Source organism: Salegentibacter profundi, from assembly GCF_054121475.1.
Map to the genome: position 1 here is coordinate 450,684 of NZ_JBSYGG010000002.1, position 13,207 is coordinate 463,890.

Here is a 13,207-nt window from a genome sequence, read left to right on the forward strand (position 1 = left end):
TAAGGAATTAAGCTTTAGATGATTTTTCAAAATTTTTAGAGGCATGGTCCGCAGCACGGGCAGTCATAGCCATATAGGTTAAGGATGGGTTCTGACAACCTGCAGAGGTCATAAAGGATCCATCGGTTACGTAAACATTCGGCACATCATGTACCTGATTATTTCCGTTCAAAACAGAGGTCTTGCGATCTCTACCCATCCTGGCCGTTCCCATTTCGTGAATTCCTAGCCCTGGGGCGCCAATATTATCATAGCCATTTACATCTTTCAGGCCAGCCTTCTCAAGCATCTCTACCGCCTGAGCTACCATATCCTCGCGCATTTTGAGTTCATTTTCTTTAAATTCAGCATCAAAGGTTACTGTAGGTAGTCCCCACTGATCCTTTTTGTTATAATCCAAGGTCATTTTGTTTTCGTGATAAGGAAGGGTTTCCCCAAATCCCATCAGTCCCATGGTCCAGCCGCCAGGCTTTACAATGGCCTCTTTAAGCTCTTTTCCATATCCAGCCTCGGCTATTGCTTCAGCCCAGTTTCCTCTGCTTGCTCCTCCCTGGTATCCATAACCACGGGTAAATCCGAGATTTTCATTACCATTTAGGTTTCTGAATCTTGGCAAATAGATCCCGTTGGGTTTTCTCCCTTTATAATACTGATCCTCAAAGCCATCATATTTTCCTGAGGCTCCTGCTTTAAAGTGATGGTCCATGACATTATGGCCAAGTTCTCCGCTGTCATTACCCATTCCATCGGGAAAACGATCGGATTTCGATTGCATTAAAATGCTGGTGGAAGCAATGGCAGAAGCACAAAGAAAAATGACATTAGCTTTGTACTCTATTTCTTCTTTAGTCTCAGCATCGATGATTTTGACTCCACTGGCCAGTTTGGTTTCCGGATCATAAATTACCTGGTGTACGACAGAATTTGGCCTGAGGGTCATATTCCCCGTACGTTCGGCCGCCGGTAAAGTAGAAGAATTACTACTGAAATAAGCGCCATAAGGGCATCCCCGGATACACCGGTTTCTGTATTGGCATTTTGAGCGCCCTTCGAATCCCGAGTCACTGGTAATATGAGCAACCCTTCCTGGGGTAAGATGCCTGCCTTCGAAATTTTCCAATAAACTTTTCTTAACATGATCCTCAAGGCAATTGAGTTCCATAGCCGGTTGAAATTTACCATCAGGTAATTGACTTAGACCTAGGTTTTCTCCACTCACTCCGATATAGGATTCCACATAATCATACCAGGGAGCGATATCCTTATACCTGATAGGCCAGTCCACCCCTATACCATCTCTTTTATTGGCTTCAAAATCAAGGTCGCTTAAGCGATAACTGTGGCGACCCCACATGATGGATCTTCCTCCAACATGGTAACCACGCATCCAGTCAAAACGTTTGGTTTCATTATAAGGATGCTTTAAATCATTGACAAACCAATGAGCACTTGCCTTATTAGTGGTATAACCGGTACGACTTTGCTTTTCCTGTTCTTTCTTTTCTTCCCTGGTTAGTTGGCCTTTATATTTATAATCCCAGGGATCATCATTCATCGTGGGATAATCCTCCACGTGTTTGACCATACGCCCCCGCTCAAGGACTAGAGTTTTAAAACCCTTTTCACATAGTTCCTTGGCAGCCCAACCACCACTAATCCCTGTACCTACCACAATGGCATCGTAGGTATCATTTTCATAAAATTTACTCACAATTCTCTAGTTAATTAATAATTTAGTTAAACGGATCCTGCCAAATATATAAATTTATGCTTATAATTTTACTTCTTTAAAAAAAAGTATACATTTAGGATTCTAAATTCAATCAATTTTAAACTTCAAATTAACCTTAACAAGAGATTATGAAAATCTATCCAACCAGATTAACTTACTTTATTGTGGCCATTTTTTTAATGGCTGGAATTATTTCCTGTAAAGACAATCAAAAAAACACCGAACAAGAGGTTAGCGAACCTGCACCTGAAGAAAACAATGATCCGTTTTTTAAACTTTCCCTGGCCCAATGGTCTTTGAACAAGGAAATTTTCGCCGGAGATTTGGATCCTATGGAATTTGCACGTGTAGCCAGTGAAATGGAATTTGAAGGAATAGAATATGTCAGTGGGTTTTACGGGGAAGGTATCAAAAAAGCTGATGACCCTGAAAAAGCGATGCAGGAGGTTCTCGATACTTTAAAGGCAAAAGCCGAAAAATATAATGTGGAAAATGTGTTAATCATGGTAGATGGTGAAGGGGAATTGGCCAGCCCCGATAAGGCCACCCGTGATGCGGCTGTGGATAATCATAAAAAATGGGTAGATGCCGCAGAATTTTTAGGCTGCCATTCTATCCGGGTAAATTTATTTGGAACCAATGACAGGGAACAATGGAAAAGCGCTGCTGTTGATGGGCTGACCAAACTTTCAGAATATGCTGCCGATAAAAATGTCAATATACTGGTAGAAAATCATGGTTATCTTTCTTCAGATGCCGCTTTACTTGCCCAGGTCATGGAAGAAGTGAACCTGGAGAATTGTGGTACCCTACCTGATTTCGGTAATTTTTGCCTCAAAAGAAAAGATGGAGAACAATGGGAGGCCGAATGTGTAGAAGAGTATCCTATCTATAAAGGTATCGAGCAAATGATGCCATATGCCAAAGCCGTGAGTGCCAAATCCTATGATTTCGATGAGCAGGGCAATGAAACCAAGTTAGACTATAGCAGAATCCTAAAAATTGTAAAAGATGCTGGTTATACCGGTTTTATAGGCGTGGAATATGAAGGAGAAAGACTCTCTGAAAGAGAAGGCATTATCGCAACCAGAGATCTGCTCATTAGAGAAGGAAGCAAACTAAACGACAATCAGTAAAAATCACAAGGATCTTAGAATGAAAAATTTAGTACGCTTTCAATTATCTAGCATGATGTTCCTGGAATTTTTTATCTGGGGGGGATGGTTCGTCACTCTTGGAACTTTTCTTGGAAATAATTTACAGGCCACCGGAGCGCAAACCGGAATGGCTTTTTCAACGCAATCCTGGGGGGCAATTATAGCCCCTTTTATCATTGGTCTTATAGCCGACCGTTTTTTTAATGCAGAAAAAATCCTGGGGGTTTTACACCTTTTGGGAGCTGGTTTGTTATACCTGATGTTTAACGCGGAGGATTTCTCCACCTTTTATCCCCTGGTTCTGGGTTATATGATTATTTATATGCCAACCCTTGCCCTGGTTAATTCTATTTCCTTTAACCAGATGACTGATCCCTCAAAACAGTTTTCAGGCATCCGTGTTTTTGGAACCCTGGGATGGATTATTGCCGGAATGGTGATCAGTTTTGTTTTTGCCTGGGATTCTGCCCAGGGAAGAGCTGAAGGACTCCTTAGAAATACTTTTTTAATGGTTTCTATCGCCTCGGCAGTATTGGGAATATTTAGTTTTACCCTTCCCAAAACCCCACCGACCAGTAAAGGAGAGAAAGTAACATTTTCTGAAATCCTGGGCTTGGAAGCCCTTGCTTTATTAAAGGGAAAAAATTTCCTGATGTTTTTTATAGCCTCGGTGCTCATCTGCATTCCACTGGCCTTTTATTATCAAAACGCCAACCCCTTTTTGGCAGAAGTTGGAATGGAAGATCCTACAGCGATGATGACCATAGGCCAGATCTCTGAGGTACTTTTCCTTTTGCTTCTCCCCTTTTTCTTTAAAAAATTCGGTTTTAAAATCACTTTGCTTGCTGGAATGCTGGCCTGGACGGTAAGGTATTTACTTTTCGCCTATGGTGATGCCGGTGAACTGGTCTACATGCTTATTATTGGAATTGCCTTACATGGGATCTGTTATGATTTTTTCTTCGTGGCAGGTCAGATCTATACCGATTCCAAAGCGGGTCCAAAAATCAAAAGTGCTGCTCAGGGGCTCATTACCCTGGCCACTTATGGAGTCGGAATGCTAATAGGTTTTTGGGTGGCAGGTCAGATAAGCGACCTGTATCTCAATGCCGATGGCAGCCATGACTGGGAACAGATCTGGATCGTACCGGCAGGTTTCGCCTTGGTAGTAATGATATTATTTACTATTTTCTTCAAAGACGAGAAGATCGAAAAAAAAGATATTGAAATATAACCTTAAAAAATATGAGTAAAAAGATAAAATTAGGCATTCTTGGTGGTGGAGGTGATTCGCTAATCGGGATTCTTCACCGGGTAGCTTCTTCCATGTATGACAAATATGAACTGGTAGGTGGGGTTTTTAACCCCGAGAAATCGGAAAGCATCAAATTTGCCCAGGAAATAGGAATCGGGACCCAGCGCATTTATAAGGATCTCGATGAATTGATTCAGGAGGAAAACAAACTTCCGCAGGACCAGAGAATGCAGATAGTTTCCATTCTAACTCCAAATTTTCTGCATTTCCCAATGGCCAAGCAGTTGTTGGAAAACGGGTTTAATGTGATCTGTGAAAAACCAATGACCACAACTTATAAGGAGGCCAAAATCCTGGAAGAAACCCAAAAGGAATCAGGAGCTATTTTTGCGGTGACTTACACCTATACCGGGTATCCCATGATCAGACAAATGAAGGAAATGATCGCTTCAGGTAGAATTGGAAAAATTCAAAAGATCGATGTTCAGTATTACCAGGGTTGGATAAATCCAATCATTCACGATGCGGAAAAAAGAGCAAATACCTGGAGACTGGATCCTGAGAAATCCGGGATAAGCTGTTGTGTGGGCGATATTGGAACCCATGCCTTCGATATGATTGAATATGTTAGTGGTCTGGAGGTAGAAAAGGTCCTGGCCGACCTCAATTACCTCTACAAGGACAACAAAATGGATATAGATGGCACGATCATGTTGCGATTTTCGGAATATGTAAAGGGCATAATAAGGTCCAGCCAGATCGCCACAGGCGAAGAAAATAATTTCACCGTGAGTATCTACGGGGAAAAAGCCGGATTGAAATGGGAACAGGAAAACCCTAATTATTTGTACCTTCTCGAAGATGGGCAGCCAATGAAAGTTTTAAAACCCGGTCACCCTTATAATTCTGACCTATCTTTGGATGGGACAAAACTGCCTCCCGGTCATCCCGAAGGAATCTTTGATTCGATGGGAAATATCTACAAAGGGGTGGCAAGAGCTATTCAAAAAGAACAGTATCATCCCGGGGAATTCCCGACTATCCAAGACGGTATACGCGGAATGAATTTCATAGAAAAAGCAGTGGAATCCCATAATAAAGGCAATGTTTGGGTGACCATTGATGAATAAACTAATAGCCCGAGAGGCTTTTAAACTTAAATTTTGATACGATGAAAATGAAAACCATAAAAGGACCGGCGGTATTTCTTGCACAATTCATGGACTCCAAAGCTCCCTTTAATAGCCTGGATGGCCTGTGTAAATGGGCTTCAGAGCTCGGATATAAAGGAATACAGATCCCAACCTGGGAATCAGCCCTTATCGACTTAAAAAAAGCATCTGAGAGTAAAGATTATTGTGATGAACTAAAAGGAAAAATAGGTTCATACGGTCTAGAAATCACTGAACTTTCAACGCACCTGCAGGGCCAGCTTGTTGCAGTACACCCGGCCTATGATACCATGTTCGATAATTTTGCGCCTGATGAATATAAGAATAATCCCAAGGAACGCACCCGGTGGGCAGTTCAACAACTTAAATACGCGGCAAAAGCCAGTAGGAATCTAGGCCTGGAAGTCCACGGGACCTTTAGCGGATCCCTGCTATGGCATACCGCTCACCCGTGGCCGCAACGACCACAAGGTTTAGTCGAGATGGGCTTTAAGGAACTGGCCGATCGTTGGATGCCTATTCTCAATGAATTTGATGAATACGGGGTGGACGTATGTTACGAAGTACATCCCGGGGAAGACCTTCATGATGGGGTAACCTTTGAAAGGTTTCTTGATGCAACCAACAATCATAACCGGGTAAACCTTCTGTACGATCCCAGTCACTTTGTCCTGCAACAACTCGATTATATTGAATATATTGATCATTATCACCAATACATCAAAATGTTCCATGTCAAGGATGCCGAATTCAACGCCACAGGAAAGAAAGGAACCTTCGGTGGCTATGAGGACTGGATAAACCGGGCCGGAAGATATCGAAGCCCTGGTGACGGGCAAGTGGACTTCAAGACCATTTTTTCAAAGCTCACCGAATATGGTTGTGATGTCTGGGCAGTAATGGAATGGGAATGCTGTATAAAGTCTCCCGAGCAGGGCGCACGTGAGGGCGCTCCATTTATAAAAAATCATATCATTGAAGCTACCCAAAAGAAATTTGATGATTTTGCGGGAACAGAAATCGATGAAGATAAATTAAAAAGAATCTTAGGAATCAACTAAAAACCAACCAGATGAAAAAATTAAGTTTTGCACTAATCACAACCACATTGCTAATAACAGGTTGTAAGGATAACACTAAAGACAAGGAAAATACCCTAACTGAATCCGAAATAACTATGAACCAAGAACAGGAAGAACAGTGGGAAGAGCTTTTCAACGGAAATGACCTGGAAGGATGGAAGGCCTTTAACAGCGATTCTATTTCCGATCAATGGAAGGTCCAGGACGGAGCAATCGCCTTTGCTCCCGCTCAGGGAGACCGTCAGGGTACGGAAAACCTGATCACTGAAAAAGAATATGAGAACTTTGAACTTTCCCTGGAATGGAAAATTTCCGAAGGCGGAAACAGCGGAATAATGTGGGGCGTCCAGGAAGGAGAGGAATTCAATGAACCTTACCTGACAGGTCCGGAAATCCAGGTACTGGATAACCAGGGGCACCCCGATGCCAAAAATGGTCCCATCAGGCAGGCAGGAGCACTCTACGATATGGTTCCTCCTTCGGAAGATGTGACCAATCCCGCAGGAGAATGGAACAGTACCGTAATTAGAATAGATCATAAAGAGAATAAAGGAACGGTTAAGATCAATGATAAGCTCGTTACCGAATTCGCCATACATGGTCAGCAGTGGGAAGAATTGGTGAACAACTCGAAGTTCAAGGACTGGGAGCATTTTGGAAAAACCCATAAGGGCCATATTGCCTTACAGGACCACAGTGATAAAGTATGGTACAGGAATATAAAAATTAAGGAACTGGATTAATTCTTTAATTTTAGGTTAAAAAACTGCAATCTGCTCAGGCTGGTTGCAGTTTTTTGTTTTTAGTTAAAACCAAATTCATAAATTTAAGAGAAAATCAAGGCTATGAAAACAAAAAAACTGAAGTTCAAAAATAAAGAAGGACAGGACCTTATGGGCTACCTGGAATTACCCCATAACCAGGACCCGCATAACTTTGTGTTATTCGCCCATTGTTTTACCTGTAATAAAAATTTTTTTGCCGCTAAAAATATCAGCCGTGCCCTGGCCTCCGCCGGTTATGGCGTGCTGAGATTCGATTTTACCGGACTGGGAGAAAGCCAGGGGGATTTTTCAGAGACCAATTTCTCAGGAAATATTCAGGATCTTGTGGCTGCCGCGGAATATCTAAAGCAAACACATCAGGCCCCGGCATTACTGGTTGGCCATTCCCTTGGCGGTGCTGCGGTCTTATACGCGGCAAAACAAATAGCTTCTGTAAAGGCAGTGGCCACCGTAGCGGCTCCCTCTACCATACAACACGTGGAAGGCCTTCTTCGGAGCAATATCGAAGAAATAGAAAAAAGCGGAAAGGCCAGTGTAAATATCGGTGGCCGTTCCTTCGAGGTTAAAAAGCAATTTTTGGATGATATTAGGGAACACGACCTTGGTTCCTATCTGAGTGATCTCAAAAGAGCCCTTCTCATATTGCATTCGCCACAGGATGCTATAGTGGGTATAAAAAATGCCGAAGAACTCTATGTAGCGGCCAGACATCCTAAAAGTTTTATTTCCCTGGACGGAGCTACTCATTTGATGGAGGCTGAAGAAGATGCCGTATACGCTGGGAATACCATTGCCAGCTGGGCCAAAAGATACCTGGATATTGAGGAAAAAATCCTCCCTGAATCCCAAAGCGATGTCGTGGCTAACCTGGAGAGCACCGGATATACGACCCAGATGAAAGCCGGAAGACATCATTTCTTGGCCGATGAACCGGTAAGTGCCGGAGGTAAGGATTACGGCCCTACCCCCTACCAGCTGGTATCAGCGGGATTGGCCGCCTGTACTTCCATGACTCTCCATATGTATGCCAGAAGGAAAAAATGGAAACTGGAGAACGTAGAAACCCACGTCACCTATTCCCGGGAACATGCAGGTGATTGTGAAAACTGTGAGGATAAAACCTCCAGGATTGATACCTTCAAAAGAGAGATCCAAATAAAAGGTGACCTGGATGAGCAACAATTAAAGCGACTTTTGGAAATAGCGGATAAATGTCCGGTCCATAAAAGTTTAACCAGCCAAACGCATATTCCAACTAATCTTAAAAATTAAGGGAAAATAGCCATAAAACCGCCATAAGGCTTACCTGGCCAATGTTAAGCTCTCCTTAAAACTTTGGTAAGGAACCTGAATAGGGCTAATTTAGTCCTGTTAAATCTGAAAACCAATCAATAGATTATGAAACGTATTAGTTTATCATTAGTGATTTTTGCTTCCATAGTATTTATCGGGTGTAAAAACGATAAAAAGGAAGAAGACCAAACAAGTCCTGATTCTCAAATGGATTCAACCATGGAAGAAATGGAAGAAGAAGAAAGTGAAATCAGGAAGGTGACCGTTACCATGAGCCCCAATAACAACAGCGATCTCGGAGGTGAAGTTGTTTTTACCCAGGAGAGCGGGGAAGTTAGCATGACAGCCCTTATTACCGGTCTTCCTGAAGGAGAACATGCCATACACATCCATGAAAAAGGTGACTGTTCCATGGAAGATGGTTCCTCTGCCGGAGGCCACTGGAATCCAACCGATGAAAGACACGGGAAATGGGGAGACTCTGAAGGTTACCACAAAGGAGACATTGGTAATTTCACCACCGATGCAAACGGAAACGGGACCCTATCTATGAGTACCGATGAGTGGTGTATTGGTTGCGGAGATGAAGAAAAAGACATTTTAGGTAAAGCCGTCATTGTACATGATGGGGTTGATGATTTCACTTCTCAGCCTTCTGGAAATGCCGGTACTCGTGTAGGATGCGGGGTGATTGAAGAGTAAGCTCCTGGAGTATTAATAAAATTTTAAAGCGGCCAGGTGCCGCTTTTTTTCCATTTAAAACCAACATATGATGACGATTTTTGAAGCCCTTCGCCAGGAACACCAGATCCAGCGTGACTTAGTAGATAAGCTCCTAAAGACTGAGGGAGATACCGAAGAGAGAAAAAAGATTTTTAAGCAACTTAAGCACGAACTTAAAATCCATGCAGATGCCGAAGAAAGACATTTCTATGTGCCCCTGATGAAGAAAGATCTTACCCAGGAAAAAGCACGACACAGCGTTGCGGAACATCACCAGATGGATGAACTTATCGAAAAGCTCGAAGACACGCAGATGGATGCCTCCAATTGGCTTAAATTAGCCAAAGATCTTGGCCACATTATCATTCATCACCTGGATGAAGAAGAGCAGGAAGTTTTCCAAATGGCCGGGAAAGCCCTCACTGACAACCAAAAAACAGCCCTGGCTGAGCAATACAATAAAGAAATAAGAAAAACCCGCTAAAGGGGAGTAAGCTTATTATAAAAGCCGGTTTTTCTCAAACCGGCTTTTTTGTGCTTAAATCTCTTCCTTATCAATTTTCATCTTTCTTTCATAGCCCTTAAACGGACGAATGATCAGCCTGGCGGCTTTATCATAATTGATATAGTTATATACCCAGTTAAAAAAGGTTACCAGGCGGTTTCTAAAACCAATTAAAAACCAGAGGTGAACAAACATCCAGACAAACCAGGCAGAAAAGCCGGAGAATTTCATTTTTCCCATATCGACTACTGCCCTGTTACGCCCTACAGTGGCCATAGTTCCCTTATCATAGTACTCAAAGGCCTTAAGAGGCTCTCCTTTGAGGAGCCTCATTATATTCTTAGCTAAATGCTTTCCCTGCTGGATGGCGGGTTGTGCGACCATCGGGTGTCCCTTCGGATAATCCTTGGTCTGCATCAGGGCAATATCCCCGATGGCAAAAATATTTTCATAGCCTTTTACCTGGTTGAAGGCATTTACTTCGTACCGGTTGGCTTTGTCTACCATGGCAGAAGCATTTAATCCCTTTACAGGGGCCCCGGTCACTCCCGCTGACCAGATAAAAGTTTCGGTCTTTAATTTAAGATCGGTATTGGTGATTACCAGGTGTCCATCATAGCTTTCCACCATGGTATTCAAATGAATATTCACACCGAGTTCTTTTAAGAATTGATGGGCTTTCCGAGATGCATTTTCGCTCATTGGTGGTAAAACCCTGTCGAGACCTTCCAGCAGATGGATATGCATTTCCGTGGGATCGATATCCGGATAATCTTTGGGCACAATATGGTTACGCAATTCGGCAATGGCCCCGCTTAATTCCACCCCAGTAGGACCAGCGCCTACAAGTACAAAATTGAGCAGCGCTTTTCTTTTTTCCGGATCATCCGTAATGACAGCCTGTTCCAGGTTTTCTAGGATAAGACTGCGAATATTCAAGGCCTGGGGTACTGTTTTCATCCACATGCCGTGTTGCTCAATACTCTTATTCCCGAAGAAATTGGTTTTTGAGCCCGTAGCAATGACCAGGTAATCATAGTCCAGCTCCCCGATGCTCGTTGAAACAGTATTGGCCTGGGCATTAATGGAATTAACCTCAGTGAGACGAAAAATCGCTTTTTTACTGTTGCGGGTAATTTTTCGCAGCGGATAAGCGATCGAATCCGGCTCTAATCCCGAAGTGGAAACCTGGTACAACAAAGGTTGAAATGTGTGGTAATTATGCCGGTCCAGGATCACCACCTGCAAATCTTCCTTGAGCAGGAGTCTTGCCAGGGACATCCCGGCAAATCCACCCCCTACAATAACCACTCGGGGCAACTCAGTTCTGGGTATATTCATAAATGCTGGTTTTAACCAAATTTAGTTTTTCTATTAGTTTATTTGAAAAATAAATCTGGCCTTAACGATACTTTATAGTTTTTTGTAACATTGCATCTAAAATTGCTACCTATATGCGCTAAGCGTTTCCTGTGGAGAAAGAATTAGAACATCAGTTTATTACCAATCTTGAGAGGCATCAGAATATTGCACACAAAATCTGTCGCATTTATACTAATGATCAGGATTCGCATAATGATTTGTTCCAGGAAATAGCCATTCAGCTCTGGAAGGCCTATCCTAAATTTCGCGGGGAAGCCAAATTTAGTACCTGGATGTATAGGGTCGCCCTCAATACAGCCATCACCTTGTATCGTAAGAAAAAAAGAGGGATTAAAACCCAGGATTTTGATACGGTACACTTCAAGATAAAGAGTGAGGAATATGACGGGGAGATTGAAGAGAACCTGAAACTGATGTATGACGCCATCAGGGAACTAAACGATATTGAAAAAGCCCTTGTATTTCTTTATCTGGAAGAAAAGAGCTACCGGGAAATATCCGAGACCCTCGGGATCTCAGAGGTCAATGCCAGGGTGAAGATGAACAGGGTAAAAACAAAATTAAAAAGCATAATTAATCCGTAAGAACCTATGGATGAACTTGAAATATTAAAAAAAGACTGGAAACAGCAGGAGGCATCGTTTCCTAAGCTTTCCTATAATGAGATCTATAAGATGCTCTGGAAGAAATCCTCTTCCATTGTGAAATGGATTTTCATTATCAGCATTCTGGAATTGCTGTTCTGGGGGGTGCTCAATATATTACTATCCGATGGAGAATTCTGGAAAAGAATGGAGCTTATTCACTTAAAAGAATTTACTGTTGTGGTTTACATCCTGAGCTACGCGATAACCTTTTACTTTATTTATCGATTCTATCGTAACTACAGGAAAATCTCAAGTACCGATGATGCCGCAACCTTAATGAAGAATATACTTATCACCCGTAGGACAGTTAAATACTATATCGGTTTTATCATTATCTCTTCCGCCCTCACCTCTTTGGTGTATGCCTATTTCACGATATTTCATCATGCGGCCACGACCCAGGTTGAGAATATTGAAAATTATACATTCAGTGCTACCCAGTGGCTTGTTCTCACGGCAGTTCTCATCGTCGGAATAGGGGTATTCCTTGGCATACTCTGGCTCTTCTACCGGCTTATCTATGGTATTCTTTTACAACGCCTGAAAAAAAATTATAAAGAATTAAAGAATTTAGAGGAATAAAAAAGCGCCCTTGGGCGCTTCTCATTTAAGCCTCCTCTTTTACTGATCGGCACCCCATTCTTCCAGGGAGTCCTGGTTCATTTTAATATAATCCTTATTACCGTCTTTCTTAGCGGCTTCCAGTGATTTTTTGGCAGTGGCAATAGCTTCCTCTTTTTTACCGAGGTCGGCCTCGATAAGGGATTTTCGTCTTAATACCCAGTAGGCATCATTGCCCATTTCCACCGCTTTATTGATCCACTCATAAGCCTTTTCAAGATCCTTATTTTCATCGTGATAATAACTGGCTGCAGCAAAATAATCACCCGCTCCCGGCCCATTCATGACTTTTTTAATACTGGCCATCGCCTTAGCCTCTGTAGGGACATTGAAAGTTAAACTGGCAAGTGTAGTATCCCACATAAACTTAAGAGAAGCAGAATTGTTCTGAAGATCATCTATTAAAATGGTAAAGCTTTCTACAGAAAAAGGAAGCTCCGTCGTTTCAGCGGTAGCTTTTAGTGCGACTTTTTCTTCGTCCCATTCTACTGGATTTCCCCAATTAGAGGCATCGGAATAGAATATAACTTCCCACTGATCTTCATGTGGAATGGTATAAATGGCATAAGTTCCCGCTTTTAATTCCTTCCCCTCAATAGTAATATCATCACTGAAGGAAATTTTGGTATTTTCATTGGCTCCGGTCCGCCATATCTGGTCAAAAGGCACAAGGTCGCCAAAAATTTCACGGTCCTTCATTCCAGGCCGGGAATATTCCAGGGTCACATCAGTAAGCCCTACCTTTTGTTCGATTTTGGTAAAGGGACTGGGTTGCGGCGCCTGTACCTGGGCCTGGGCAGCACTCATCACTCCAGCTGTACATAAGAATAAAAGTAATTTTTTCATTTTAAG

General features: G+C 42.5%; 13 protein-coding genes. 10 read left to right on the forward strand and 3 right to left on the reverse strand.

Annotated features, from left to right (window positions below):
- Positions 1–7: 7 nt before the first annotated feature.
- Positions 8–1,711: a GMC oxidoreductase gene (locus ACW6NC_RS04920; RefSeq protein ID WP_457864022.1), complete on the reverse strand. Its 1,704-nt coding sequence runs from the start codon at positions 1,709–1,711 to the stop codon at positions 8–10.
- A gap of 149 nt (positions 1,712–1,860) precedes the next feature.
- Here ACW6NC_RS04920 and ACW6NC_RS04925 point away from each other — a divergent pair, with 149 nt between their 5' ends.
- From ACW6NC_RS04925 to ACW6NC_RS04960, 8 genes are all read left to right on the forward strand, one after another.
- The gene (locus ACW6NC_RS04925) at positions 1,861–2,868 is read left to right on the forward strand and encodes a sugar phosphate isomerase/epimerase family protein (protein WP_457864023.1); all 1,008 of its coding nucleotides are present in this window, start codon (positions 1,861–1,863) and stop codon (positions 2,866–2,868) included.
- A 19-nt stretch (positions 2,869–2,887) separates the two neighbouring features.
- A complete protein-coding gene (locus tag ACW6NC_RS04930; protein WP_457864024.1) occupies positions 2,888–4,123 on the forward strand; it encodes a nucleoside permease in 1,236 nt (411 codons plus the stop codon).
- A gap of 11 nt (positions 4,124–4,134) precedes the next feature.
- Positions 4,135–5,274, forward strand: a complete 1,140-nt coding sequence (locus tag ACW6NC_RS04935) for a Gfo/Idh/MocA family protein (RefSeq protein ID WP_457864025.1) — start codon at positions 4,135–4,137, stop codon at positions 5,272–5,274.
- A 47-nt stretch (positions 5,275–5,321) separates the two neighbouring features.
- Positions 5,322–6,377 (forward strand): sugar phosphate isomerase/epimerase family protein, encoded by a 1,056-nt coding sequence (locus tag ACW6NC_RS04940; protein ID WP_457864082.1) that lies wholly within the window; start codon positions 5,322–5,324, stop codon positions 6,375–6,377.
- An 11-nt stretch (positions 6,378–6,388) separates the two neighbouring features.
- Positions 6,389–7,141, forward strand: a complete 753-nt coding sequence (locus tag ACW6NC_RS04945) for a 3-keto-disaccharide hydrolase (protein WP_457864026.1) — start codon at positions 6,389–6,391, stop codon at positions 7,139–7,141.
- A gap of 102 nt (positions 7,142–7,243) precedes the next feature.
- On the forward strand, positions 7,244–8,455 hold the full coding sequence (locus ACW6NC_RS04950) for a bifunctional alpha/beta hydrolase/OsmC family protein (protein ID WP_457864028.1): 1,212 nt from the start codon (positions 7,244–7,246) through the stop codon (positions 8,453–8,455).
- A gap of 126 nt (positions 8,456–8,581) precedes the next feature.
- Complete coding sequence (locus ACW6NC_RS04955; RefSeq protein WP_457864029.1) at positions 8,582–9,178, forward strand: superoxide dismutase family protein; 597 nt, start codon at positions 8,582–8,584, stop codon at positions 9,176–9,178.
- Positions 9,179–9,248: 70 nt separating this feature from the next.
- A complete protein-coding gene (locus ACW6NC_RS04960; protein ID WP_457864084.1) occupies positions 9,249–9,683 on the forward strand; it encodes a hemerythrin domain-containing protein in 435 nt (144 codons plus the stop codon).
- A gap of 54 nt (positions 9,684–9,737) precedes the next feature.
- On the opposite strand, the gene ACW6NC_RS04965 is transcribed toward ACW6NC_RS04960, so the two are convergent.
- Positions 9,738–11,045 (reverse strand): NAD(P)/FAD-dependent oxidoreductase, encoded by a 1,308-nt coding sequence (locus tag ACW6NC_RS04965; protein WP_457864030.1) that lies wholly within the window; start codon positions 11,043–11,045, stop codon positions 9,738–9,740.
- A gap of 131 nt (positions 11,046–11,176) precedes the next feature.
- Here ACW6NC_RS04965 and ACW6NC_RS04970 point away from each other — a divergent pair, with 131 nt between their 5' ends.
- Entirely contained in the window at positions 11,177–11,671 is a 495-nt protein-coding gene (locus ACW6NC_RS04970; protein WP_457864031.1) for an RNA polymerase sigma factor, read from the forward strand.
- A 6-nt stretch (positions 11,672–11,677) separates the two neighbouring features.
- The gene (locus ACW6NC_RS04975) at positions 11,678–12,316 is read left to right on the forward strand and encodes a hypothetical protein (protein ID WP_457864032.1); all 639 of its coding nucleotides are present in this window, start codon (positions 11,678–11,680) and stop codon (positions 12,314–12,316) included.
- 39 nt (positions 12,317–12,355) lie between these two features.
- Here the strand turns inward: ACW6NC_RS04975 and ACW6NC_RS04980 are convergent, their stop codons facing one another.
- Entirely contained in the window at positions 12,356–13,201 is an 846-nt protein-coding gene (locus ACW6NC_RS04980; RefSeq protein WP_457864033.1) for a DUF2911 domain-containing protein, read from the reverse strand.
- Positions 13,202–13,207 lie beyond the last annotated feature (6 nt).